Here is a 24,638-nt window from a genome sequence, read left to right as displayed (position 1 = left end):
AGGTTGGTCACAGGCGCCGGCCCATCAGGGCGTAGCGCCGGAAGACGGTGCCGCCGTAACGAAGGCTGCGCTGGCGCGAGATGTTGTCCACGTGCATCAAGGCATGGATGAAATCGCTGTAGCCAAGCGCCAGGGCATTGCGGTGAAAGGTGTCTGCCAGCAGATGGCCGACACCGCGCAATCCGGAGGCATAGGTCTTCAGGATGACCGTCTTCGGCAGCTCTCCCTCCAACCGGTCCGGGATGCCGAACAGGAATCCCACCAGCTCGCCGCCGTCCGATTGCGCAAACAGCACGTGACGCGGGTCGATGAGCGGAATGACCGGTTCGTACAGCTTCAGGAAGGCGGCCTTCTCGATCGGCTTGAAGAAGCGGTTGCGTTCGAACGCCGACGCCGACGCGGCGAACAGCTGGTCGAAGAGCTGCTCCGACCTGTTGCCATCCCACGCCACCACGCGCACGCCCCGCACGCTCTTGGGCGCGGGATCGATCGCCCCCGACAAGGCGCCACGCATAGAAACGTATTCCGAGATAGGCGCGAATCCGGCAGCAAGAAAAGCGGCGTGATCGGCTGGCCCGCTGACAGGCTCCATCAGATAGGGCGCGCTGCCGTCGCTCTCCGTCACCACGCGATAGCGATGCCAAGTGTCGCCGTCCATTGGGCCAATCAAGGCGGCGAAGCCTTCGCCGGCCAGTATCGCCGCGGCCCGGTCCAACAATGCGGCGCCGCTCTGCGCATCATTGCAGAGGAACGACCCGAGAGCTGCGGTGGAGAGGCCTTCCCAATGTGGGGCATCGCGATGGATCGTCGCCTCGGCGCCGTCTACTGTGAGGATTTCGGGGCCGGCTCTCATGTGGTGAATCTCCCTGTCACGAACAGCAGGACCGGCACGATCAGCGCAAGTGCGAAGACGCGCGGGCCGCGATAGCGGTCGAACCATCCGGGCGCCCACAGCGCCAGCAGGCAGCCTCCTGCCATTGCAGTTGCAGCCCAGGGCCATAGCAACGGATGCCACTGCGCCGTCGGCGGATTCCACCCGGCGATGACCAGCAGAGCCGCGAAGATCGCGGCGACGGAGGCGGCCACCGCCCATTTCGGCCACACGCTGCTGGCTAAGGTCAACAGCATGACCGCAGCGATGCCGAAGGTGAAATTGAACATGTTGATGGCGGTCATACCGGCATATTCGCCGACGAACAGCCAGATCAGCGAGATACCGGCGACGGTGCCGAGCAGGTCAAGGTCCGGATGACGGCTGCGACACGGCCGGCTGCGTCGCGCCGCCAGATGCGCCAGGATCGCAACCGCCGGCAGGATCGCGTTGTGCGGCGCGGTCACCGAACAGACCAGGAAGATCAGCACTGTCGCCGCCTTCGCCGCCTGCCGGGTGACCTGCAGCATCGGCGCCGCCGCAAGAACGAATGCCGCCACCAACAGGAAGCCGGCGGTGAGCACGAGGAGCTGGACAGGCGGCGAGTCCAGATGGCTGACCAGGAAGAGATGCAGCCCGACCGGGATAAAGAGGTTGTCGAGGCCCTTCCACGAGTTGACCTCCACCATGGCGCCGAAGGCCGCGATCATCAGGCTGAGCAGCACGACGCTCAATCGCGGCACGTCGGTTATCAGCAACAGTAGGATCATCGCAATGAGGCAGGTGGTGGCGAAAAAGGCGACAGCGCCTTCCACGCTCTTGGCGCCTTCCTCCACGTCGAGTTTGCGGCGGCCATAGGCCACGCCGACCAACGCCGCCGCGGCGTCTGACAGCGTCAGAACCAGCAGAGGCAGCACGTAAGCGACCAGGTCTCCTTCCGTGCGAAACGCGAGGAAACCGACCGCCAGGACCAGATAGATCTCGCCGTGCGAGTTGCGCTCCACCCCGTGCAAGGTCGAAGCCAGGCCTGTCTTCATGATCTGTGGCGATCGTAGCGCCAGCAGAACGACCAAAGCGGCAGCCACCAGCACCAGAATCGGCCACCGCTCATCGAAGATCAGCGGCAGCGCGATGCAGTAGAGGCCGGTGGCGACATGAATGAGCTTGCGCTGCGTTTCCTTGCCGATCGCGAGCGAGCCCGCGGCGGCCTTCACTCCGGCCATCACGCCGAGCAGCAGCAGGATCGATGCGGCAACGAGCGCGAGGTTGACGGCAATGCTCACGCCAGCACCTCTTCCACCACGAAATCGGAATAGAAGAAGGCCTTGTCAGCGGCCTTGCCGCGGTCTTCGACGTCCCGCAGCCGGCGAACACGCGCGCGATAAGGCTCCGGCACCCGCCGCGGCACCATCATGTTCCAATAGACCAGGCGGCAACCCGGACGCGCGGCGCTGAGGATCGAGCCATACACCGCCGCGAAGGTTGCCTCGTCCATATATTCGAAGATATCCGACAGGTTGAAGCCGTCCGCCGTTTCGCCGGTCGACACGAAGCGCTCCAGGGAACCCGGCCGGATGTCAATCCGGTCGAGGCGATCACGGATAGTGGCGAAATGCTCCGCGCGCCAGGTCATCGGCAGCGCCTTGCCATGCGTGCCCTTCAGGATCCAGTGCAGATAGGGATTCAAGGAGGGATCCAGCGTGATCGCCGCGTGATTGATGCGGCGCTGCACGTGATCGCTGAGGCTGCCGTCGACGTGGTCGAAGAACGCAGGATCGCGACCCAACCGGCCCATCACGGCATTCGAGAAAAAGAACTTCAGCAGGAAACGCCAGCGCCGATTATTCCAACGCTCGGCGAGAAAGCGTGCCCGCTGATCGGGCGGGCGTGACACGAAGATCCCGTCGATGGTGCGCCGATCATGCACCAACGGCAGCAGCCAGCGCCGCAGGATTCGGAAATAGCGCTCGAACTTACCGATCCCGCCGAGCCCGTGCGCGACGATCGCCGGCCTTCTCGCATCCCAGAACGCCTGGTCTCCAGGAGGCAACGTCCGCGCCGCTTGGTCCAGGAGCTGGCTTCGCCGCGCCGAGGGCACCGCCCCCATCAGTTCCAGGAACCCGACATGATTCAGCGCCCTGAACGCAGCCATGCGCAGGACGAGACAGGCGATCTGAGCGCTGGAGAGATCGACGACGACGACCTTTGCAGGATCCAGCGTCAGCATGGCGAGCGCGTTGTCGCCGGCGGAACAGATGGAAACCAGCGTCGCCCCGGGGCGGCTATCCAAACCGGCAACCAGGACTTCCGCATCCTCCCATAGCTGGGCATAGCGGATGTCGTCGAACCGTGCCTTGCCGGCGATCTGCGACTCAGCCATCGATCTTCACCACGAGACCGGTCGCGCCATCGACAGAGAGCCTTTCGCCGGGACGGACCCAATCCAGCACGCCCTTGATGCCGACGACGCACGGGATGCCGAGTTCGCGCGCCACGATGGCGGAATGTGAGAGCAGGCTGCCGCGCTCGACGACAATGGCGGAGGCATTGGTGAAGACGGCGATCCAGCCTGGATCCGTATTGCGGGCAACCAGGATTTCGCCTGGCGCGAGCGATTCCGTTCTAGGGTCGCGGACGACGCGTGCGGCGGCAACGACCTTGCCCGCCGAGCATCCAGTGCCTTTTCTTTGACGATCGTCCGCGACCTGCGTGGGCGCAGTATCAGCGCTGGAGGACGGTCCGGAGATGACGGCGCCCTGGATTGAAACCCGCTCGAGCGGCTCGGGCAAACCGCGGTCGCGCTCTTGCTCACGCTGCCGGACCGCGACCAGTCCCTTGAGATCGGCCGTGGCACCGAAGCCCTCGATCGCCCCCAGGATCTCCTGGACGGTCAGGAACAGGACATCGCGCGGCTTCTCGATCACATCCAGCGCGGCGAACTGGCGGCCGATGGCAAGGAACAGGCGGCGGGCGCGCCCGAAGATACGAGTCCGTTCGAAGCGCAGGTTCTCGCGGTCTCTGACCCGCGCCTTGGCCCAGCCGACGACCCAGCGCGCCATCCACCGCTTCGCCGGATGGTGGGGGAACAGCGCGTTCAGCCGCGCCTCGATTCCGACCGCCGGACGGTGCGCATCGCCAGCTCCCGCGGCGGCGGAGATCGCAGCCAGCAGCGGCGTCGGATCATCCTCCAGAGTCGCACTTTCCAACTTCAGCTCTTCGGTGCAGCGGTCGCCGAACTTCTCGAGATAGGATTTGACCGCCGCCGCCAGGTCGGACCGGGCGTCGAGCGCAGTCCTGTCGCCGGCCGCGAGCCGCGCGATCAGCGGCGTGTCGCCGTGGATCAGCGCGCCCATGCTGCGAATGCGCTGCGCCGGTTCTGCTGAGACAATGTCGCCCTGCCCGATCATGATATCGTTGTGAGCGCTGAGCCCCTCGGTGCCAGCCCAACGCTCCAGCAGCTTGCGGGAGGCTCCAAACGCCATCATGCAAAGAAAGTCGTTGATCAGCGGCGCATCCCAGCGGTCCAGCAACTCGGCTTCGATGCGACGGTACTCAGCGGCGAGTGCCGTCAACGGCATCGTGGACAGCCGATCCGATGGCTGCTCCAGTGCACGATTCAGCCGCCGATAGAATGCGGCGATGCTCCATTTGAGCCGACCAGCCTCGAACAGCAGCCGGAAGGCGACCCGGCCGATGCGGATCCACTCGCCGATTACGGCCAAGCCACGCGCCCGCGGCGGCGCGATTGCATCGACAATCGCCGCCGGCAGCGCCTCGCCCACGCCCATCATGGTTTCCATGTAGCCGCGGTTGATGGCGAAACCCGGCAACAGGGCCAGGGTGCGGTACCAGTTGATCAGGTTGTAATAGATCCGCCCGTTGATCCGGCCCAGCATGTTGTCGAACACCGCGGCATGGGCGCGAATGGTGGCCTCGTCTACGCCGACCAGCCGGACGAACACGCGATAGACGCGGGCATAGACATATTGTGCGAAGCTGTAGGTCAGGATCGACGTGATGCCGGGATAACTCTCGATGATGTTCGAATTGTCGAAGATCGTCACGACCGGATCGCTGATCGGAGCTTCCTGCAGCGACGTCGTGATAGGACGAGCCTGCAGCACGAAGAGCCGATCGTCCTCAAAGGCCCATTCGATATCCTGAGGGCAGCCGAAAGCGGTTTCCACGCGCTTCGCCAGTTCCGCCAGCGCCTCGAGATCCGCCGGCCGCAACGCGCCGGAATCGGGACCATCGATGAGGCGGCCATCGGCCTTGTCGAGCACGTAATCGTCGCCGTCGATCTCGCCGCCGACCAAGCGATCCGCCAGCCCAGCCACAGCGGAAACCACCAGGCGCTCGCGCCGGCCGCTGACGGGATCGGCTGTAAAGAGCACGCCGGCCGCCCGCGCCTTGACCATTCTTTGCACGATAACCGCTGGCGCACCGCCATCCGCGTTGAGGCCCTTGGAGAGGCGATAGGTCCGGACCGTGTCGGTCAAGCCAGAGCGCCAGACTTCGATAGCCTTGGCACCCACCTCCGATTTCTTGACCTCGAGCACCGACAAGAACTGCCCGGCATGGGAGTGGCTGGCCCCATCCTCCTCCCGGCCCGAGGAGCGCACGGCGAACGGCCCCTCACCGAGGTCGTCGAGCGACTGCTGCAGTTTCGCCGAAACGCCGGCATCAAGCCCGTCGATCCGGAACGCCTCCGGCTTGACGGCGATGAACGGCGGCACGTCGAAGCCCATCGCGACCAGGCGCGACAATGCCGCCGCCTTGCCGCCGAAATCGGCGACCTCCATCCGGTCCCGGAGCGCACCGATCATTTGCGTCATGTGATCGCCTCGAGGCCAAGCAACGGAGCGAAGCCGGCTGCGGCGTAGCAGACGAGCACCCAGAGCCCGGCCAGCACATCGATTCGCTTCTGTCCCTCCGGCGTGGGATTGGCCCGGAAGCGCAAAGCGGTCACGGCGACGACCAGGAAGGCGACTGTCCCGATCGCTGCAACCGGCAGCAGAGCGCCGACTGCGACTCCGACGGCGATCAGCCAACCCAGCGCGGCCGCGGCCGCGCCAGCCCAGAGAGCGGCGGCGCGGCGCGGCCCGAGCAGCTGGGAGTAGGTCTCGACCCCATCGCGCTCGTTCTGCGGCGCCCAGATCTTGCGGCCGATCTCCAGCACGCAGCCATTGAAGAAACTGAGCGCAAGAAACAGCCACAATCCATTGGGCGCCCAGCGATCATGCGGCAGCCATTCCGTCGCCGTCACGAACAGGTCGATGATCGGCATGATGAGCATGTGGGAGACCAGGTAGATAAAGGGCCGCGGTTTCAGCCATGCGGGCGCGAAGAACTCGACCGTCATCAGCCCCAGCCACAGCCAGACGAGACCCAGAAGCGCCAGCAGCCAGGGAGTGAGCGAGACCGCGAGCAGGATGGCGAGCGGCACCAGCAGCAGCGCTACGGTGACGACCTCGCGCAGCGAAACCAGTCCGCGCGGAATCGGCCGCTCCGGACGATAGCGGTAATCTTCGTCGTGGTCCTTGACCTCATCGCTGGCGCGCATCTGGAAAAACACGATGAGCGCTACCAGTGCCGCCACCACGAATGTCCAGAGCCCTGGCAGCGCGCGCTGGGAAAGGTGCGCGGAGACGCTGATACTGGCTGCCGTGAACACGATCAGCAAGGTCACGGTGCGGAGCAGTGGAAACCGCTCGGCCTGGTAGGCCCAAAACCGATGAAGAAAAGGAAGCTGGGCGCGAGCGGAGGTGGTATCGGACATAGTGCTACCTCTGTCTGGCTAGCTTGTGGTGGGCGCGCGCGAATTGGCCCGCCGCCATAGCGCCGATGATGGACACCTCGCCACAAAGGCAGAGCACGGCCGCCACCTCTGCCAGAGCGGCCGCCTTACCTGGCCCGCGCAGGCCGAGAATGCCCAGACTGGCCGCCTGGCTTGGCAAGGACGTGCCGCCCCCGACCGAACCGACCAGGATGTTGGGCAAAGTAACGGAGACGAATACGCCGCCATCGCGGCGGTCAACGCGCGTATAGCCGGTCGCCGATTCCGCGACGCAGGCCGCATCCTGGCCGGTGGCGATGTAGAATGCCGCCAACCCGTTCGCGTAGTGCGCCTGCGCGCCGAGTTGACCGCTCAGCAGCGCCCCCAGATTGGCGATCTTGGCATACTCCAGGATTCGCTCGACGCTGGTATGGAGCCGGCGTTCGATCAGCTCATCAGGAATAATGACACTCGCGGTGACCTTGCGGCCTCGTCCGGTCAGCAGGCCGAGGAAGGAGGCCTTCTTGTCGCCAGAGAAATTCGCCTCCAGAAACCAGTGACGCGGCTTGATCGGCGTGTTCGCCTCGATATAGAGACACGCGGCCTGCGTGGCGATCGTCACCATGTTCTGACCGGATGCATCGCCAGTCGTATAGCGACACAGAAGGAAGACGGTATCGTTGTCGATCACCGGCTCAATCGAAACCAGCTTGCCATGGCGGGTGGTTGCCTCCGCCGCGGCGCGCAAGGCATCGTCGTTGGACGCCACCCAGTCGATGAACAGGCCCGCTTCCATGAGGTCGCGGAACACAAATCCTGGCGTGCGCAACACACCTTCGGAAACCATGGCCGCACTCGCACCACCGGCGCTCGAGACAACGTCGGCACCGCGGCCGTAGGATGCGACCAATGCCGCTTCCGATGTGGCCAAGGGTACGAAGAACTCTCCGTTGGCATGAATGCCGTTGATGCGCAGCGGGCCGATGACACCGAGCGGCACCTTCACCGTGCCGATGAAATTCTCGATGTTCCTGGAATAAGCCGCGGCAGCTGCCACGGATTGTGGATCTGCGATGATGTCCTCATCGTCATCCGATGCGGATCCATCCTTCTTCAGACGATGCCAGATGGCCCGGACCGATTGCTCTGTTGCCGACCGCACACCGCGAAGCGCGGGCATGCGCGCCGGCGTCGGACTGAGCCGCCGGCGGGCCATGTCCTCGGTCAGCGTGGCCCGCAGGGTTGCGAGCATGCGGCGGACGTGGAACGGGATGATCAAGCGGCTAGTCCCCGGAAATGCCGATTCCGGAATGATCGTGGGAACGGGTTTATTTTCTCTAAATTGCCGGAATTAAGTGGCAATTAGAGCCTCGGATCAATCGGTTGGCTCTCGAGAGCCAGAACACCAAACACACATTCGTGCACCCGTCGCAGCGGTTCGCATCGGACGAAGCGCTGCAATCCCTTGACCCCGAAGGCGAATTCGCGCGAAGACCTTATGGTCGTCGTGCTGGCCCAGAAGGCCGACGATCCGGCGATGAACATCGAAACGCACCATCTGTTCTGGAGCAACAGCTTCTTCATGGGCGACTATGCCGGTGCCAGGCATCACGCGGAACCCGGCATTGGGCTCTACGATCGGCAGCGTGACCACCGCCTCACCTATGTATATTCGGGGCATGATCCCGGCGTCTGCTGCCGGTGCTTCTCGGGACTTGCGCTCTGGCACCAGGGCGAGGCCGACCGGGCGCTGGCGCGATCGCGGGAGGCGCTCACTCTGGCCGCGAACCTCTCGCTTCGCGCCCAGGGTATAGTCGATGCTCGTGCGGACAGTATCGATGCCGCCATTGGCCGCTTCTGCACGACATCACCAATCGAGTCGACGTGGTAGACATCATTACCCGCGCCGCCGATCATCACCTCGATAGCTGCTGGATGATGATGATATTGCGTAGTTTCCGGATGTTGCCTGGAAACGAATGCTGGCGCAGCCAGCGGGCGGACGGTAAGCGGCACAACAGCGAGCCGATAGCGATTCGAACAAGGTCTCTGGGATAGACTCGCATTGACATGCACGAACGGCGCGATCTGGTTTCCCATCGATGCATGGAGATAGCGCCGACTGGCGGATAGCCGCGCTCGTACCGGGTCGTCATCGACTCGGAGAAGCGGCTTGCTCGCATTACCCGCCAGTCATGCGCGGCAGCAGGAAGACCTCGCTGTCCTTGCGCAGAGGTTCGTGGAGGCCGTCGCGGAAAATCACGCCGTCGATCGCGACCGAGACGCCGCGTGCAAGCTGTGGCTTCAGGCCGGGATAGGTCTCGCCCAGCCGATTGAGCAGCTCGCGCACGTTGCCGGCCTCGATCTCGAGCTCGGCTTGGCCGCCGGTATGGGGCTTCAATGAGCCCCATACGACCACCTTCACCATCGGGCGCCTTGCCCTCTCACTCCGCCGCAGCCTTGCGGTCGAGCGCCGCCAGAATCCTGGGCGGCGACATCGGAAGGCTGGTGAGGCGCACGCCCGCCGCCGCCGACACCGCATTGGCGATCGCGGCCAATGGCGGAACGATCGAGGTCTCGCCCACGCCACGCACGCCGTACGGGTGTCCCGGATTGGGAATTTCCAGGATCACCGTGTCGATCATCGGCAGGTCGGAGCAGACCGGGATGCGGTAGTCGAGGAAGCCCGCATTCTGCAGCCTGCCGTCCTTGCCATAGATGTATTCCTCGTTCAGCGCCCAGCCGATGCCTTGCACGGCGCCGCCCTGGAACTGACCTTCGACGTAGCTCGGATGCACCGCCTTGCCGGCATCCTGCAGCACAGTATAGCGCACGATCTTGGTGGCGCCGGTCTCCGGATCCACTTCCGCATCGCAGATGTGGGTTGCAAAACTAACGCCAGCGCCGTCCGCGCTGTACTCGTGATGGCCCGCGATCGGCCCGCCGGTGGCGCCGGCCTGGGCTGCGATCTCTGCGATCGACATCGGCGGGAAGTTGCCGGCGTTCGATCCGGCCGGCTTGGCATAGCCCTTCTCCCACGTGACCGCTTCGGCCGAGATGCCCCAGATCTGCGCAGCGCGCGCGGTCAGCTTCTTGATCGCATCGCGCGCGGCGAGGATGGTTGCCATGCCGGTGGCGAAGGTCGTGCGGCTGCCGTCGGTCACGTCGTTATAGCCGAGCGCGCTGGTGTCGGCGACGATCGCCCGCACCTTGTCATAGGGGATGCCGAGTTCCTCCGCCGCCATCAGGCACATGGAGGCGCGCGAGCCACCGATATCCGGCGTGCCCACCGACAGCGCCACGGTGCCATCGCTGTTGACGTTGAGCGAGACGCAGGTCTGGCCGCCGAAATTGAACCAGAAGCCGCAGGCCATGCCGCGCCCCTGATTCGGGCTCAAGGGCGCCTTGAAATGCGGATGCTGCTTCGCCTTCTCCAGCGTCGCCAGCAGGCCGATCGGACCGTAGGTCGGACCGTAGGATGATCTGGTGCCTTCGCGCGCCGCATTCTTCATGCGGAAATCGATCGGCTCCATGCCGACCTTGCGCGCCAGTTCCTCGATCACGCTTTCGACCGCGAACGCCGCCATCGGCGCGCCGGGCGCGCGATAGGCCGCCTGCTTGGGCCGGTTGGTCACGACGTCATAGCCGATCGTGCGCGCGTTCTCGAGGTCGTAGCAGGCGAAGGCCGACATGGCGCCGAACTCCACCGGCGAGCCCGCGAAGGCGCCACCCTGATAGCGCAGCGTGGCGTCCGCCGCCGTGATCCGGCCATCTTTGGTGACGCCGATCTTGACGTCGATCGAAGTGCTGGCGGTCGGGCCGGACGCTTTGAACACCTCCTCGCGGCTCATCACGACCTTCACCGGCCGGTTGGCCTTGCGCGATAAGGCGAGCGCAACCGGCTCGATAAAGACGGTGGTCTTGCCGCCGAAGCCGCCGCCGATCTCGGAGGCGGTCACGCGCAGCTTGGAGATGTCCATCCCGAGCAATCGAGCGCAGGTATCCCGCACCATGAAGTGACCCTGGGTGCAGACCCACAGCTCGCCCTGCCCGTCCGGCCCGACGTTGGCGAGACAGGCGTGCGGTTCGATATAGCCCTGGTGCGTCGCCTCGGTCTTGAAGGTGCGCTCGACGATGATGTCGGCCTTTTTGAAGCCAGCCTCGACATCGCCATGGCCGAACTCGTAGCGCCGCACGACGTTGGACGGCTTCTTGGGCTTCGGCTCCAAGCCGTCCGTGAAGATCGTGCTGTGCAGGATCGGCGCGCCGGGCTTCATCGCCTCGTCGACATCGGTGACGTGCGGCAGCACTTCGTAGTCCACCTTGATCAACTTCAGCGCTTCGCGCGCAGTACGCGTATCGACGGCGGCGACCGCCGCAACCGCATGGCCCTCATACAACGCCTTCTCGCGCGCCATGATGTTGTAGAGCACGTCATAGAGCAACGCATCGCCGTCGGTATGGTCGGGGAGGTCCTCGCGCGTGACGATCGCCTTCACGCCGGGCAGCTTCTCCGCCTTGCTGGTGTCGATCTTCTTGATGCGCGCATGCGCGTGCGGCGAGCGCAGGATGCGTCCGACCAGCATGCCCGGGGCGGTCGCATCAGCGCCGAACTTGGCGCGGCCGGTCACCTTGTCGATGCCATCGGGCCGCAGCGGCCGGGTCCCGACCACCTTGAAATCGCGCTTGCCTTGCAGGGTGCTATCGAGTGGCATGATCAGGCCCTCCGCATCTCTTGCGCCGCGTCCATCACGGCGCGGACGATCTTGTCGTATCCGGTACAGCGGCAGAGATTGCCGGCGAGGCCGAAGCGCACCTCCGTCTCGGTCGGTTTCGGGTTGTGCTCCAGCAGGGACTTGGCCGCGACCAGGATGCCCGGCGTGCAGATGCCGCATTGCAGGGCGGCATGCTCCAGGAACTTGCGTTGCAGCGGATGAAGCTCGTCCCCCTTCGCCATGCCCTCAATGGTGCCGATCTCGCGGCCATCGGCCTCGGCACCTAGGACAAGGCAGGAGCAGGTCAGCCGGCCGTCGATCGTGACGCTGCAGGCGCCGCAATCGCCGGTGCTGCAGCCTTCCTTCGCGCCCGTCAATCCAAGACGGTTCCGCAGCACGTCGAGGAGCGTCTCGTCCGCCTCGCAGACATAATCGACGACGTCTCCGTTGATCTTGGTCGTGACGTGAATGGCTGACATCTACTTGCCTCCTGCGCGCTTGCGCGCGATTTGCGCAGCGCGGCGCGCCAGGACGCCGGCCACTTTGATGCGGAATTCGCTGGTGCCGCGCTTGTCATCGATCGGCCGGCAGGCCGCCGAGCAGGCGGCGGCTAGCGCGTCGAGCGCGGCCTTGTCCATCTTGGTGCCGATCAAGGCCTTCGCCGCCTCCGGCACCAGCACCACGGTCGGGGCGACGGCGCCGAGCGCCACGCGTGCATCGGTGCACATGCCCTTGGCATCCAGGGTCACGCTAACCGCGGCGCCGACCACCGCGATGTCCATTTCCGTGCGTGGAATGAACCGCAGATAGGCGTCACCCGAGCGCGGCGGACGCTTGGGCAGCAGGATGCTCTCGATGATCTCGCCCTTCTTGAGCGATGTCTTGCCGGGCGCGACCGGCACCTGCTCCACCGGGATGGTGCGCTTGCCTTTGGGCCCAACGATCACGACCTTCGCTGCCGCTGCCATCAGGGCCGGCACGCTATCCGCGGCCGGCGATGCATTGCACAGGTTACCGGTCATTGTACAGCGCCCCTGAACCTGCTTGGAGCCGATGAGGTTCGCCGCCTCCACCACGCCCGGCCAGGCCTTGGTCAGCTTGGCATGCTCGTTTAGTTCGGCGCCGGTGACCGCCGCGCCGATCCTGAACCCGTTCGACCTGACGTCGATGCTGCGCGTCGCGGTGATGCGCTTGATGTCGACGATGAGGTCGGGCTCGATGAACCCTGTGCGCAGCCGCACCAGAAGGTCAGTGCCGCCCGCGAGCACGAAGGCCCTGCCCTTCTCCCTCGCCAGAAGGCCGGTGGCTTCCTTCATCGTCTGTGGACGTTCATATCTCAAGGTGTCTGTTCCTTCGATCTAGTGGACCCCATCGACGGCTCATTGCCAGTTAGCCGCTGGCAAGCACCGAATCGATAGCAGGTTCTGCCGAAACTGGAAACTCGAGAAGGTCTTCTCGTCAGGTCACATTGACCGGGCCGGGCCGATAATAGGGTACTTCCTAGGCGGTTTTCGCGACCTGATCAGATCAGCAGCCTTCTCGGCTATCATGATCGTCGGTGCGTTCGTGTGCCGTTTGTCGCCTCGGGCACTACCGAGGCATCGACCACACGCAGACCCTCGATGCCGTAAACGCAGAGCTCGCCATCGATCACGGCGTCCGGTCCGCTTCCCACGCGGCAGGTGCCGGCAAAGTGGCATCCGGTTTCCGCATTCTCACGGATGTACTCGTCCAAGCATCATCTCGGTCTGGGCGCGGCGCTGCCCCGTCATCAGACCCTGAGGGCAACGCTCGACTCGAGCTACCAGACGCTCTCTGAAACCGAGGTCGCCGTGTTGCGACGCCTCGCGAACTTCGCGGGCAGCTTTAGCCTTGAGACGGCCGAGGCCGTGGCGGCGAGCGAAGAGATCCCGGCTGCAACAGTGGTCAGCTGTATCTCGAATCGTGTCGCGAAGTCGCTGCTCGTCGTGGAGCAATTTGAGATGCGCTCCGTTGTCCCCTGCTCGAGACGACACGTGACTACGTGCGTCAGAAGCTGCGCGACTGCAGAGAAGCGCACCGGATTTCGCGGTGGCACGCCGAGTTCTATCGAGCTCTGCTTGAACACACGCGGCGCGCGTGGTCGCGCCAATCTACCATCGAATGGCTCTCGATCCATCGCCGCCAAGTCGACAACATACGCGCCGGACTTGATTGGGCGTTTTCGGCAGATGGCGAGCACTGACCGCCATCGAACGAGCGCCGACTCGCAGCCAGCGAGAGGAGATGCAGCTGCAGGCGGCGCTAGGCTCGTGCCTTATATACGTGCGCGGTCCGAGCAACGCACAGAGCGTGGACTCGGTACTCACGCTGACGAGATGTCGGAGACCGCATTAACTCCGGACATCGATGTTCAGGGTGGCGCATTTTCAGGCTGATGATGAGCCTTCGCAGAATTGGCGACTAAGGTCCGACACGGATACTCCTGGGCCGGATCTGGATTTGGATTGTGCCACGGAACTGGTGCACACAGTGCCGCTCGGAGCGCTCTCGAACGCCCTGCCAAACCATTGATTTTTCAGGTGGAATGGTACGCTGGCGGAGAGAGGGGGAAGCTCCGATTCCATTCCCGTCACTTCCGCCACTGAAAATCTGCATTGCAAATCAATGCCCTGCGGGCAAGCTCCGCTATAATTGTAGCAAGATGTGGTAGCACGACTTGTAGCATTGAATGCATCCTCTTTTGCCGAGCTGGGTGACTTGTCTGCGTACACGCCCGAGGTTTGATGGTGACTGCTGCTTTGGCGACCATTGCCGCAGCAGCAAACGTCTGAGGAACTGCCTAGACAGGCAACAATAATCGGCGAATTGGGCTTCCTGAATGGCGACGACACGAAGGTCTCAACGGCCTGTCGCTGACAGTCGCAATAGGCTGGCCTAGCTGAGCCAGTTGTTCGCTCCCGAATTGGGGGGGCCTGCACAGTTCAGGCTAGGCGTGAAGAACTCGTGTTCCAGGACATGTTTGTCGTCCTGGTCCACGTTGGTGAACGCATACAGGTCGTGCTCATACCCCGTGGATTGCTTTGCGAACCGCACTAGGTCGATCTGACCGTCAGTCTTCCGAAGAAACGTGGGGATTCTCCCATCCTGCGGCTCCTCCCACCGGCTGAGATAGAACTGGGAGACGAAATGGTGGCGCATCGGTCAGCCGACGCGCCCGCTCTCAACGATCTGGCGCAGCTTGAAACGCTCATCCAGGGTAACGAGGACTGAAGTCGTCTCCAGCATCAGATGCCTCTCCTTGCTCCAGCGTCCCTCAGCGAACACGGTTCGGAGGGCGCCTAGCGCAGGATTGAGACGGCGCGGTTCCCAACCCAGGTGCTCCGAAAGCTTAAAGACGTTTCGAAGCTGTTCGTCCTCCAGCCAGAGAGATGCAACATGGACCGCATCGGCTTGGATATCGCGTCCAGTCGCCGCCTGATCGAAGGCCAGGAAAGCGGCATTGGTCGGTCGGACATTGATTATTGCATGACCGCTCGCCGCCGCGGTCGTCACAAACCCGTGGGCGCTTAGCTCCGCCACCGACTCTTCAAGCCGATCGCGAGGGATGTGTTTGAGATCGTCCACAAGCTTCTCGAACGGCACGGGGTCGCTCCGTCCTGTCGTATTTATGCGAAGCAGATGGATCGCGACCTGCATCGCGGTCTCGCCAATGACGGCCATAGGCGACAGAAGGTGGGTGAGAGCGCGAAGCTGCTCTTCGTGGTCGGTCAGCTTCTGCGCGACATCCGTCCGAAACCTCTGGAGGTCCTGCTCAAACTGACTTGGATGGGTATAGCCGTAGAGATGCGCCAGGGCGGCTGTCACTGGCGTAGCCTGCGCTGCCATTTCCAGAAGGATGCGTGTTAGCGCTTTGCCGCCTCCGTCCCTCAATTCGGGCGGTGTTACGACCAGCTTCTTGTCGTCCTCCATCTCGCTAGCCCTTGCTACTTGATGGCGGCCGTATATGCAGCCCAGTCAATCGCCGGAACACTACCCAGAGACTGGAGCTTCGATAGGAGACGGAACAGGAAGTAGATCAGCGCGGCGTCGTGTTCCGTTACTTTGAGCTTCCCATCGAAGCTATCGAAGGCGCCATGCTCCAAGGCGCAGCCGCAGTCGAGGCGTTGAAGCGGCTCGGCTGGTAGGTGCTTTCGGAACGTCTCCCCGAGCCCGTCAGCCCAGCTCGACTTCGGGGCGATAATGCCCGCGACGATGTCGAACTGGGCCTTTGGCTTAGAAACTCCATCGACATGCACGACGGAGGTGGAGGTGCGATGAAGCTTCCGGACGGAGGCTGCCTTTTCGCCTGCGTATTCCAGGTAGCTTTTATCGATATGAGGCTTGGACTCGAAGATGCCGTAGACAGCCTCGGCGGGGATGTAGCGATGGTTCTGCTGGTCCAGCAAGGTCGGGGTGAAGTGCTTGTCGAAGATCACGACATCGATCTGCTGGCTGCGATTGCCAAGGCTATCGATGATGAAGCCGGTCGCGACCTGATAGCGATTCGGAAGATAGGAGCGGAAGACCTCGATCCAGTGGTCCTCGACGACCGTTCCTTGTGTCCCAGCATGGCTGATGGACTGTGCAGCCCGCTTTAGCTTCAGCGTCAGCTCCGCCTGCACGTCGATGAAGGCTTCCTTCATCCAGGCCGTGTCTTTTGTCTCGCTCGCCTTTGCCATCAGCAGGTCCTTTCCGCTCCACTGTCAGGATAGCGGGAACTTCGGCCCGAATAGCTCCCGCCACGCCTTGAGCGCTTCGCCATTCCTGCCCCGTCGACCATGATCGATGGCCAATGTCGCCTCTCGGCTTGCTGCGCGCAACAGCGTCTGGGCTCTTTGCTTGCGCGCCGCGTCCATCCCATTGCTGATGGCTGGGCCAAGCCCAGCGGGGTCCGGCCACTCATCGAAGATGCGATCCGCGAGTGTCGCGAAGAAGCCTTGCATCTCATAATCGAAGCGGCCCTGCCACCCGCCATGGAGGCATTGCAAGGCCATCACTTCTAGCAAGAACGAGGGCTTCACCGGCTTCTCGCCATGCTTCGAGTTGTTGTTCCAGTATTTTACCATCCGGACCAGCCCCTTCCACTCGTTCGAATACGCTTGGTGGGCGGTGACCGCCTTCTCGGCATGGATCTCTGGATTGGTCTTTATCCACTTGCCGGTATCGGTATCCGGTATTTCGTAGTCATCACCGTTGGCGAACGCGGGGACCGCGTCGATGCTGATGACGCGGTAATCGGTGTTGTCCTCCGCGTCGGCAACGATGCCGAAGTCGATATTGACTGATCTGCTCTGCTTTCGGACAGCTTTGTCCCCGTACTTCGCGACCAAGGCCTTAGCGAAGTCGTCGATGACAGTAGCGGGCGCCTTGGACCTGTAGTGGCTTTCCGATTCTTTCAGGACGAAGAAGATGTCGATGTCCTTGAGCGGCTTCGTCTTGGTGTGTCTCTTGTACGACCCGGTAAGGAAGCTGCGCTCGATCCCGAACTTTGTTCCGAGGTAGTCGCGCACCTCATTGTGGCGCGCCGACGCGTTGGCCTGCTCCTTGTCGTTCAGCTCAAGACGGCTCTTGAATTTGCGGAATGCCTCGTCGACGGTCAGCATCTGAAGCTACCTCCTCCAGTACCCGGCGTTGGCAGTCAGACCACTATGCTCGATCGTGGCGCCAAGGCTCTGCTTAACCATGCCGCTCGTGGAGCGATAGGAGGTCGATGACCAGCCTAGCACGTCAGGACGGCCTGCCTTCGTGTCGGCGATCAGACGGTATCGCGCTTCCGAGGGCGCTACGCCAGCTTTGCGGATCGCGTATTTCAACTGCTCGGTATCGGTCCAGAAGTTGCCGTCCCCCTCCGTCCAGCCGTACGTGATATCGATGTCCCACCTAATGATCAGCGCGTCGGACTTGGGATCGAAGATCTCAAGCGTCACGCATTCAAGGTCTCGGGTCTCCAGCCACGTCTTGATACCGCGCTTGTTGACCTCCCAATCCTCCACAAAGCTGGTTGGATCGAGGCCGCTGAGCCGGATGATGTCCTTCAGGCTTTTCAGGATGTTGTCGGCGACATACGTCACCGAGTGGGTGTAGGTGTTGACGATGACGCTTGTCATGAGCCGAGGAATCCTTCCACGTCGAGGACCAACGGCTGCGCCGCGTTCTGCGTCTTCGCTTCCGTGGCGATGCCATCGTCGAGATCGCGCGCGGTTATCCGGCTGCTATGCTTCTTGAGGGCAGATTGCACCCACGCGAGATCGTCCTTGGAGCATGGCAGCGAGACGCCCCAGTCGCCCTTCAGAGGGTCATAGCCAAGCGCGTCTTCGCTCGCGCCCGAGCCGTCGACGGCGTCTTCGTCGTAAAGGCAGTAGATGCGTGTCCGCGGCCCGTCGCATATCACCACGATGGGGGCATCCCTTGATGCCTGATCCGCGATGATGCTCGATGCAACTCCGCTTACCGAAAGCAGTTCGGTTCGTGCGCTTCCCGACTTTCCAGAGGTGAGGAGATCGACGATCGCGCCCCACGTCTCTGCGGCATCGCGGTGAGGAGAACTCCGGAATATCCTGCTGGCGACGATTGTCATTTTGGAAGGCCCCCTCTGTTGGCCTTGGCCGCCCGAGCCGCTTCCAGGAGATTGTGCGCAGTGACGCTTTCGGGGTTCATTGCCGTCTGCGAAGTGCTTGCAAGAGCGTTCGCGACCATTTTCCGGATCGTGCGGCCGTCCAGGCCTACGCATTCGCGCGCGCACTCCGCGACCTGCGGTGAAGTTCTCAGCTTGGAGATGGCGGGATAGGTCTTGCCGAGACCGAGCAGGCACTCGTCCAGAATGCGAGCGCAGGCGCTCTCGCCGGGAAGTGGAACCTCAAGGACCAAATCGCACCGGGAAATGAACGCGCTGTCGACCGCCTGAGGGAAGTTGCTTGTTGCCACGAACAGCAGGTTTGGGTGCTGTTCTGCCAGCGCGTCTAGCTGCACAAGGACGGCATCGGTGGCTCGATGAATGTCGACAGGGTTGGCCTCCAGGCTCATCTTCGAGCGATCGGCGGCCAAAGTCTCGACCTCATCCAGCAGGACGATGGTAGGCCCATTGGCAACAGCTTCAGCAATCGATTGAGAGAAAAGCTCCGAAACGGCGCGTTGGGTTTTGCCCATCGCCGAGCTTGTCAGCATGTGAGGCTCGATCTCCAGAAGCTGAAAGCTCGCCCGGTTCTTGAATGAGACGGCCACCCGATTTGCCAAACCACGCGCCAGGGATGTCTTTCCGGTGCCCGGCAGGCCAACAAGGAAAATGACGCCATGCAGCGGAATGACGCTCCGACTTACCTTGGGCCGAAGCGTGAAATTCAGCACTGCTTGGTTGAGTAGCTTCGACTTGAGCGCATCGTCGAGAACAATGGAGTCCCACAGCTCCCCCAGGGAGGGGTCTGGAAGGGATCGGATGCGGCTGATGCCTTTGGGGAGGTTAACGTTGCTGGCTTGCGCCGATGGGACTATTTTCATGCATAGAACTCGCTTTCCGAGGTTAGGGCCGATGCCATCGCAGGCTCGGTCCATCACCTCAGCCTAGCGGTCCATACATTTTGGCTCGAATGCCACCGAAGTACAAGATCTAGGCACGTTCCGCGAAAAAACAAGGCCGACCACACGCCATGGGTGTACACTAACCGACATGATGCGCACCCGAGTTTCTCTGTCCGCTCTCGCCGCGATTCCTTTGACCAAGAGACCTGCCTTGGAAGCTAAAAATTCCCTGTGAGATGTAAAAAAATCTTAGGGATGATATTAATTCCATAGGGCTGGAAAAACTCCCCACTTTCATGTACCGTGCTCACTGGAGCAGAGGCTGGAGGACCCCTTGGCACAATCCCAACAAGGCGCCCTACGATATCCGTTGACCAGCATTCTTGGATCGAACGCGAACGTCCGGACGTTGCGCGAGCTTCTACGCCACGGCCACGAGCTGTCCGCGCCGTCACTTGTGGCGCGCACTGGCCTCTCGAAATTCGGAGTGCGACAAGCGCTGGCAACCCTAGTGGCATTCAGGCTGGTCGAGGAGCTTGGCTCCGAACGCAGTCGGCTCTACCGCGTGCGTCCCGATCATCCGCTCGCCAGCGCGTTGGACGCCCTCTTTCGAGAAGAGGAAGAGCGGTTCCAGGCCATCCTGGAGTCGATCAGGACGGCCGCAAAGTCGTGCGAGGGCGTGGCGGCGGTATGGCTCTATGGCAGTGTCGCCCGTGGCCAGGACAAGGGAACCAGCGACGTGGACATCGCCGTCGTCAGCGAACCTGAGGACATTGCGGAAATCGAACAGGCGCTGCGCGACAAGCTCCGAGAATCCGAGGAGAGGCTGGCTTTCACCGCGTCCGTGGTCGGCGTCGGCACGAATGATGTGCTGCGACTCAAAGAAGCGAAGGATCGCTGGTGGGTTGGGGTTGCCCAAGATGGCCTGAGCGTCGTTGGAGATCCGCCAGAGGTGTTCGCTGATCGCCTGAAGCGCCAGCATCGAGTCCGGCAGCGTAAAGCGTCATGACGCGCAAGGGACCGTCCAAATCGGCGGACAAGACCTTCGCTGACGGTCGGCTCAAGGTTGCGAGGGCCTTCATGAAGGCCGCCCAGACTGAAGCCGCCCTGGCCGAGGAGGCCGACATCGCGAACCCAATCGTCTCGCAGACCGTGCAGGCAGCCATTGCCTACACGGACGCGCTGACCGCAAGCGTCGCTGGGCAGGTGAACCAGCAAGATCACGCGGGAGCGGTGAAGGCTCTGCGCTCGGCCCTGGGCAAGCGGCTGCCCGGCGAGCAGGAGCGCCGCCTCGCGCGCATCCTCGGCGAGAAGGACGCCGCCCAATACAGCGCTCGGCCCAAGAGAATTTCTGAAGCCAGGCGTCTGCTAGCCGATCTGGAGAGCTACGCTGCCTGGGCCGAGTTGGAGTTGGCCCGCACACGGTAGCTCATCTGAGGAATTGAGCTTCGACTCCAAGAGCCCTCATCGCAGGATCGCAAGTGGTAGTCGTTGTCCTGTTCGTCATGTTCGGCAGCAGCATGGCGATTGCTATATGAGGGGTGCGGCGTTCGCAAGATAATGACGCGTTCGCTTCTCAATTCGCGAGCTCGAAATCTCTCGGAAGGCGGCCAGCGTTCGAGAGCAACAATTTGCCCGGCGCTGATTCGCTACTTCAGATGCCTGGAGACTGTCCTTGGATCACAGCCTAGCGCCTCTGCAATTTGCCGCCTCTGCATGCCTGTTTTCCGCAGAGCACGCATTCGCCGTATGATTCCTGGAGTCACTTCCCTCGCGACGGGTCTCCTGTGTGTTCGTCTAGCATCGTTATCCGGATCTAACGCCTGCACGGCCTTCCTAGCGGCAGACATTGCTGACTGGCGAGGAATATGGAGCGTTGTGATCAGCCGCTGTTCTATTTCCGCAGTCCGCAATACGCGTCGACCACCCTTGTCATCCGGAATGGTTTCTTTGACGAGCTGCTCAGCGAGCTCACGCTGCGGCGATCTATCCCCGACGGCGACTCTTCGGGTCGAAGCTGGTTTTCGAGTAGCTTTCGCTCTCGACGAAGATGCCGGTGGCTGCGGCGGGCTGTGCAGGGATTGCTCAAGCCGATCGAGCCGCTCAGCGAGAGCTTCCGCGCTCGCTACCACCGAAGACTGCAGTGGCTGGAGCAAGCTGCTTAGGTACTGCTCAATGACGAGCCGTTCATCCAAGCGCATCGTGCCTGTTCATCCGGCGCTACTTGAGCTGGGATTTTCTGATCTCTGGCATCGAGCCAGGCGACGGGGGCAGCGCCGCATCTTCGAAGATGTGCCGGTAGCCCCAACCGGATACTATTCCGACACTTTCTCCAAGTGGTTCGCTCGCTTCCTCAAGAGGCGTAGCCTTGCAGAAGGACTCTGTTTTCATTCATTCCGCCATAACTTCCGCGACGCCTTGAGGGCAGCGCGTGTCCCGCGCGAGATCGCGTTGCAGTTGGGTGGATGGAGCGGGCCACCGGTTGACTGGAGCGAAATGGGTCGACTTGAGAAGCATTGGGAGGCCACCGGCGACAAGTATGGAGACGGCTATGTCATTGACGTTCTCATGTCGGAACTGCGGAAAGTCGGATATCCGGGCTTAGCGATCCCGAGAGCGCAAATTGACGACTGATTACGGCAGGCAATTGCTGGAAGGAATCGCCTCGAATCGGCTGCTACATGATTGGATCAAGTCGTAGCAGCGCCATGTAGCAGAGTGCGCGACCTGGCAGTGAGCCACAATATGCAGTGGAATGGCCCAAAGGAAGGATACAATTGGCGGAGAGAGGGGGATTCGAACCCCCGATACGGGTTTAAGCCCGTATAACGGTTTAGCAAACCGCCGCCTTCAGCCGCTCGGCCACCTCTCCGCCGTGAGCAGCCTGCGCCACGGCGTATGCGCGCCTCTCAATTAAGGGCGGGGCAGCCGAAAGTCAAATCCCACGACAGAACCGGGAGTTAGCAGGTCACTGCCATGCCGTTCGAGCTAGCCGAGGAACCGGACGCCGGCCTGTGTGCCGCGCGCCCAGCGCAGCCCGCAGCGCCGCGTGGGATCGCCCGCCACCTGCAACTCGAACTCATGGGGCAGCAACTGCTGCGTCGAGAGGTCGAGGCGCGCGCCATCAGCCGTGAGATCGCGGACGCGGCAATCGAGAACGCTCTTGCGGTTGTTGAAGATGATCTTGGCCCCCTTGATCACCATCCGCCGCATCTGGTCGCGGCGATTGGCCGAGGCACCCTGTTGCACGGTCATGGTCATCGTCATGATCTTGCCCTCTTCCCCTCGCTATCGAGGACGCCCTTCCGCGCCGATAGCGGCTCCTTATCACTGCTGCGCGTCGCCCTTCCGCTGATAGCGGTTAGCTCGAATGTTAGATTAACAAGGGATGAATGCAGCCATTTCCTTTTGGTTAACTATAGAAAAGAGTGAGTCGGTTTGCGTTTTGAGGCCTGAAAACATACGATTCTGCGACTGACTGGCGTGCTGCGGGCGGGCGGCGGCCCATCGCAATGGCTGGTCGCGCCTAGTTCATGACAGGTCCTCTGCCTCTGATAGCGCGCCATGTCGTTTCCGCCGCCTCGCCTTTCGCCGCGCCGCGAGCGTATCCACCGCAGTGTTGTCCGGCACGCCAGTCTTCGCTACCTCGTCCAGAATCCATTTGCGGAACGCCTTGATCAGCGGCTCTTCGGAGCGCCGCGGCGCATGCACCAGGTGATAGGCGAATTGCGACGGACCTCTCAGCGCCATGCTGAAGGGCCGGACGAGCCGCCGCGCCGCAAGGTCATCCGCAACCAAGGTCGAATCGCCGAGCGCGACGCCATGGCCGTCGAGTGCTGCCTGCAGCGCGAGCGAGGTCTGGCTGAGGTGCAAGCCGCGCGTCGTATCCACCTCCGGTGCGCCGGCCGCGCGCAGCCACATTGCCCAGTTCGGCCAGGTCGCCCATTGCGCGTCCCACTCGATGTGAATCAGCGTGTGATGCCGGAGGTCGCGCGGCTCCCTCAGCGGATGCCTGCTCCTGAGCAGGTTCGGGCTGCACACCGGAAACACCGTTTCCTCGAACAAGCGTTCGACAACCAGTCCCGGATAATCACCGGTGCCGAAGCGGATCGCGATATCGACACCGTCCTCCGAGAAATCTGCCAGGCGCTGCGACACGTCGATGCGCACGTCGACATCCGGATGCTGCGCCAGGAATCCATCGAGCCGCGGCACCAGCCACTTGGCAGCGAGCGAGGGCGAAGTCGTCACCATCAGCTTCGGCCGGCCATCGAGCGCGCGCAGGCGCTGCACCGCACGGCCGATCGTCCCCAGCCCCTCTGCCACTGCGCGCGACAGAGTCTCGCCCGCGGCAGTCAGGCGCACCACGCGGCTCGAGCGCTCGAAGAGCCGCACCCTCAGATCCAGCTCCAACTCGCGGATGGCGTGGCTGACAGCCGCCGGCGTCACGTTCAATTCCGCCGCTGCCTTGGTGAAACTGAGGTGCCGCGCGGCCGCCTCGAAGCCGCGCAAGGCCGCTAGATTGATCGGCTTTGCCATGGGCGCATCTTCAAATCCCGCTCAATGATCCGTCAAGCAGGATTCGTTTGAAGGTCCGCACTGTTTACCTTCAGATAGCGCTCGAGAGCCTGAACCAAATTTGAAGAAATCTTATGACCGACCTCACCACCGCCTGTCCCGCCCTGCCGCGCGGTCTGCGGCAGCAGGATCGGTGCGCGCGTGCCCTCGCCGGGCAGCGCGATCTCATCCGCATGATCGCCCGAATGATGTCGTGGATCTGGGCGCAATGGCGCCGCCGCGAGATCATCCGGGCCCTGAACAAGGTGGACGACCATCTACTGCGCGACGCCGGCATCGAGCGCGGCCAGATCGAGGAGTTCGTCGACACGCTGATGGCGCGCTGGCGATAACCGAAACGTCTGCCTGAAGAGCCCCCTTCCCGGCCGATGCATGCAAATGTATCGGCCGTCTTTTTGTCTGCATAGAACACGCTCGGCTTCCCCTGACACGGGGGGACGCGGCATGTGGTGACGGAGGCGACTACCGCCGCTCGTACTGCGTCCTGCCGAACAGGATCTCGCGCTGGCGGTCGGTGAAGGGCTGCTGCTTGTTGCCACGGTCGGCGAGCACCTGCAATCCGCGTTGGACGGCCGGCCGCGCTTCGATCGTGTGGAACCAGCGTTCCACGTTGCGATGGTCCGACAGCGTGACTCCCTGACGTTCCCACGAACGCAGCCACGGGAAGGTCGCGATGTCGGCGATGCTATAGTCCCCTGCCAGGTACTCCGCTTCGCCGAGCCGGCGATCCAGCACGCCGTAGAGCCGCTTGGCCTCGTTGGTGTAGCGCTCGATCGCGTACGGGATCTTCTCCGGTGCATAGGTGCGGAAGTGGTGGGTCTGGCCCAGCATCGGCCCGATATTCCCCATCTGGAACATCAGCCACGTGACCGCGATATAGCGCGCATTGCCGCTAGGCGCGAGCAGCTGGCCGGTCTTCTCCGCCAGATAGATGAGAATGGCACCGGATTCGAACAGCGACAGCGGCTTTCCTTTCGGCCCGTCCTGGTCGACGATCGCGGGAATACGGTTGTTGGGGCTGATCTTCAGGAACTCCGGCTTGAATTGATCGCCCTCGCCGATATCGACCGCATGCACCGCGTAGGCAAGCCCCATTTCCTCCAGCGCGATATGGATCTTGTGCCCGTTGGGCGTCGGCCAAGTATAAAGGTCGATCATCGCG

The 24,638-nt window shown here is 62.7% G+C and carries 27 protein-coding genes and 1 tRNA gene; 5 read left to right on the top strand and 23 right to left on the bottom strand.

Annotation, left to right across the window (positions count from 1 at the left end; genetic code table 11):
- Positions 1-7: 7 nt before the first annotated feature.
- From DTX69_RS25785 to DTX69_RS31135, 7 genes are all read right to left on the bottom strand, one after another.
- A complete protein-coding gene (locus tag DTX69_RS25785) occupies positions 8-853 on the bottom strand; it encodes a hypothetical protein (RefSeq protein WP_119304454.1) in 846 nt (281 codons plus the stop codon).
- Entirely contained in the window at positions 850-2,154 is a 1,305-nt protein-coding gene (locus DTX69_RS25780; RefSeq protein WP_119304453.1) for a diacylglycerol/polyprenol kinase family protein, read from the bottom strand. The genes DTX69_RS25785 and DTX69_RS25780 overlap by 4 nt, the downstream gene beginning before the upstream one ends.
- Positions 2,151-3,251, bottom strand: a complete 1,101-nt coding sequence (locus tag DTX69_RS25775) for a DUF3419 family protein (RefSeq protein WP_119304452.1) — start codon at positions 3,249-3,251, stop codon at positions 2,151-2,153. The genes DTX69_RS25780 and DTX69_RS25775 overlap by 4 nt, the downstream gene beginning before the upstream one ends.
- Positions 3,244-5,706 carry a PEP/pyruvate-binding domain-containing protein gene (locus DTX69_RS25770; RefSeq protein WP_119304451.1) on the bottom strand — a complete coding sequence of 821 codons (2,463 nt, stop codon included), beginning with the start codon at positions 5,704-5,706 and terminating at the stop codon, positions 3,244-3,246. Before DTX69_RS25770 ends, DTX69_RS25775 begins: the two co-directional genes overlap by 8 nt.
- Positions 5,703-6,650 carry a UbiA family prenyltransferase gene (locus DTX69_RS25765; RefSeq protein ID WP_119304450.1) on the bottom strand — a complete coding sequence of 316 codons (948 nt, stop codon included), beginning with the start codon at positions 6,648-6,650 and terminating at the stop codon, positions 5,703-5,705. Before DTX69_RS25765 ends, DTX69_RS25770 begins: the two co-directional genes overlap by 4 nt.
- A 4-nt stretch (positions 6,651-6,654) precedes the next feature.
- On the bottom strand, positions 6,655-7,926 hold the full coding sequence (locus tag DTX69_RS25760; protein ID WP_284736071.1) for a hydroxymethylglutaryl-CoA reductase: 1,272 nt from the start codon (positions 7,924-7,926) through the stop codon (positions 6,655-6,657).
- 83 nt (positions 7,927-8,009) lie between these two features.
- Positions 8,010-8,192 carry a hypothetical protein gene (locus tag DTX69_RS31135; protein WP_407643998.1) on the bottom strand — a complete coding sequence of 61 codons (183 nt, stop codon included), beginning with the start codon at positions 8,190-8,192 and terminating at the stop codon, positions 8,010-8,012.
- Here DTX69_RS31135 and DTX69_RS25750 point away from each other — a divergent pair.
- Complete coding sequence (locus tag DTX69_RS25750; RefSeq protein WP_162917551.1) at positions 8,146-8,538, top strand: hypothetical protein; 393 nt, start codon at positions 8,146-8,148, stop codon at positions 8,536-8,538. The genes DTX69_RS31135 and DTX69_RS25750 overlap by 47 nt on opposite strands.
- A gap of 291 nt (positions 8,539-8,829) precedes the next feature.
- Here DTX69_RS25750 and DTX69_RS25745 read toward each other — a convergent pair whose 3' ends face one another.
- From DTX69_RS25745 to DTX69_RS25685, 12 genes are all read right to left on the bottom strand, one after another.
- A complete protein-coding gene (locus DTX69_RS25745) occupies positions 8,830-9,075 on the bottom strand; it encodes a MoaD/ThiS family protein (protein WP_119304448.1) in 246 nt (81 codons plus the stop codon).
- Positions 9,076-9,091: 16 nt separating this feature from the next.
- Complete coding sequence (locus DTX69_RS25740) at positions 9,092-11,362, bottom strand: xanthine dehydrogenase family protein molybdopterin-binding subunit (protein ID WP_119304447.1); 2,271 nt, start codon at positions 11,360-11,362, stop codon at positions 9,092-9,094.
- Between the two features lie 2 nt (positions 11,363-11,364).
- A complete protein-coding gene (locus DTX69_RS25735; RefSeq protein WP_119304446.1) occupies positions 11,365-11,841 on the bottom strand; it encodes a (2Fe-2S)-binding protein in 477 nt (158 codons plus the stop codon).
- Positions 11,842-12,702, bottom strand: a complete 861-nt coding sequence (locus DTX69_RS25730) for an FAD binding domain-containing protein (RefSeq protein ID WP_119304445.1) — start codon at positions 12,700-12,702, stop codon at positions 11,842-11,844.
- Between the two features lie 206 nt (positions 12,703-12,908).
- Positions 12,909-13,097 carry a GMC oxidoreductase gene (locus DTX69_RS25725; RefSeq protein ID WP_284736070.1) on the bottom strand — a complete coding sequence of 63 codons (189 nt, stop codon included), beginning with the start codon at positions 13,095-13,097 and terminating at the stop codon, positions 12,909-12,911.
- 1,181 nt (positions 13,098-14,278) lie between these two features.
- Positions 14,279-14,542, bottom strand: coding sequence for a DUF4238 domain-containing protein (locus tag DTX69_RS31130; protein ID WP_119304443.1), 264 nt, complete (start codon positions 14,540-14,542; stop codon positions 14,279-14,281).
- Positions 14,543-14,545: 3 nt separating this feature from the next.
- A complete protein-coding gene (locus DTX69_RS25710; RefSeq protein ID WP_119304442.1) occupies positions 14,546-15,313 on the bottom strand; it encodes a hypothetical protein in 768 nt (255 codons plus the stop codon).
- A 14-nt stretch (positions 15,314-15,327) separates the two neighbouring features.
- Positions 15,328-16,062, bottom strand: a complete 735-nt coding sequence (locus tag DTX69_RS25705) for a DUF6602 domain-containing protein (RefSeq protein WP_119304441.1) — start codon at positions 16,060-16,062, stop codon at positions 15,328-15,330.
- 24 nt (positions 16,063-16,086) lie between these two features.
- A complete protein-coding gene (locus DTX69_RS25700) occupies positions 16,087-16,986 on the bottom strand; it encodes a CBASS oligonucleotide cyclase (RefSeq protein WP_119304440.1) in 900 nt (299 codons plus the stop codon).
- A 6-nt stretch (positions 16,987-16,992) separates the two neighbouring features.
- The gene (locus DTX69_RS25695; RefSeq protein WP_119304439.1) at positions 16,993-17,490 is read right to left on the bottom strand and encodes an HORMA domain containing protein; all 498 of its coding nucleotides are present in this window, start codon (positions 17,488-17,490) and stop codon (positions 16,993-16,995) included.
- Positions 17,487-17,960 (bottom strand): hypothetical protein, encoded by a 474-nt coding sequence (locus DTX69_RS25690; protein ID WP_119304438.1) that lies wholly within the window; start codon positions 17,958-17,960, stop codon positions 17,487-17,489. The genes DTX69_RS25695 and DTX69_RS25690 overlap by 4 nt, the downstream gene beginning before the upstream one ends.
- Positions 17,957-18,877, bottom strand: coding sequence for an AAA family ATPase (locus DTX69_RS25685; protein WP_119304475.1), 921 nt, complete (start codon positions 18,875-18,877; stop codon positions 17,957-17,959). The genes DTX69_RS25690 and DTX69_RS25685 overlap by 4 nt, the downstream gene beginning before the upstream one ends.
- A gap of 532 nt (positions 18,878-19,409) precedes the next feature.
- Here DTX69_RS25685 and DTX69_RS25680 point away from each other — a divergent pair.
- The 3 genes from DTX69_RS25680 to DTX69_RS30410 all read left to right on the top strand — a co-directional run bounded on the left by DTX69_RS25680 (position 19,410) and on the right by DTX69_RS30410 (position 21,532).
- Positions 19,410-19,907 (top strand): nucleotidyltransferase domain-containing protein, encoded by a 498-nt coding sequence (locus DTX69_RS25680; RefSeq protein WP_162917561.1) that lies wholly within the window; start codon positions 19,410-19,412, stop codon positions 19,905-19,907.
- The gene (locus DTX69_RS25675) at positions 19,904-20,326 is read left to right on the top strand and encodes a hypothetical protein (protein ID WP_119304436.1); all 423 of its coding nucleotides are present in this window, start codon (positions 19,904-19,906) and stop codon (positions 20,324-20,326) included. Before DTX69_RS25680 ends, DTX69_RS25675 begins: the two co-directional genes overlap by 4 nt.
- A 747-nt stretch (positions 20,327-21,073) precedes the next feature.
- Complete coding sequence (locus tag DTX69_RS30410) at positions 21,074-21,532, top strand: site-specific integrase (RefSeq protein WP_162917560.1); 459 nt, start codon at positions 21,074-21,076, stop codon at positions 21,530-21,532.
- 144 nt (positions 21,533-21,676) lie between these two features.
- On the opposite strand, the gene DTX69_RS25665 is transcribed toward DTX69_RS30410, so the two are convergent.
- From DTX69_RS25665 to gcvA, 3 genes are all read right to left on the bottom strand, one after another.
- Positions 21,677-21,770: transfer RNA gene (locus DTX69_RS25665), tRNA-Ser, on the bottom strand.
- A 116-nt stretch (positions 21,771-21,886) separates the two neighbouring features.
- Positions 21,887-22,165 (bottom strand): PilZ domain-containing protein, encoded by a 279-nt coding sequence (locus DTX69_RS25660; RefSeq protein WP_119304434.1) that lies wholly within the window; start codon positions 22,163-22,165, stop codon positions 21,887-21,889.
- Between the two features lie 264 nt (positions 22,166-22,429).
- Positions 22,430-23,437: a transcriptional regulator GcvA gene (gcvA, locus tag DTX69_RS25655; protein WP_119304433.1), complete on the bottom strand. Its 1,008-nt coding sequence runs from the start codon at positions 23,435-23,437 to the stop codon at positions 22,430-22,432.
- A gap of 113 nt (positions 23,438-23,550) precedes the next feature.
- Here gcvA and DTX69_RS25650 point away from each other — a divergent pair, with 113 nt between their 5' ends.
- Positions 23,551-23,808: a DUF1127 domain-containing protein gene (locus DTX69_RS25650; RefSeq protein WP_119304432.1), complete on the top strand. Its 258-nt coding sequence runs from the start codon at positions 23,551-23,553 to the stop codon at positions 23,806-23,808.
- Positions 23,809-23,938: 130 nt separating this feature from the next.
- Here the strand turns inward: DTX69_RS25650 and DTX69_RS25645 are convergent, their stop codons facing one another.
- Positions 23,939-24,634, bottom strand: a complete 696-nt coding sequence (locus tag DTX69_RS25645) for a glutathione S-transferase N-terminal domain-containing protein (protein ID WP_119304431.1) — start codon at positions 24,632-24,634, stop codon at positions 23,939-23,941.
- Positions 24,635-24,638: the final 4 nt, after the last annotated feature.

This window comes from Dongia deserti, from assembly GCF_003574735.1.
GTDB classification, from domain to species: Bacteria; Pseudomonadota; Alphaproteobacteria; order Dongiales; family Dongiaceae; genus Dongia_A; species Dongia_A deserti.
The sequence above is the reverse complement of the archived record's forward strand: the minus strand, read 5'-3'. Positions and strand labels throughout refer to the sequence as shown.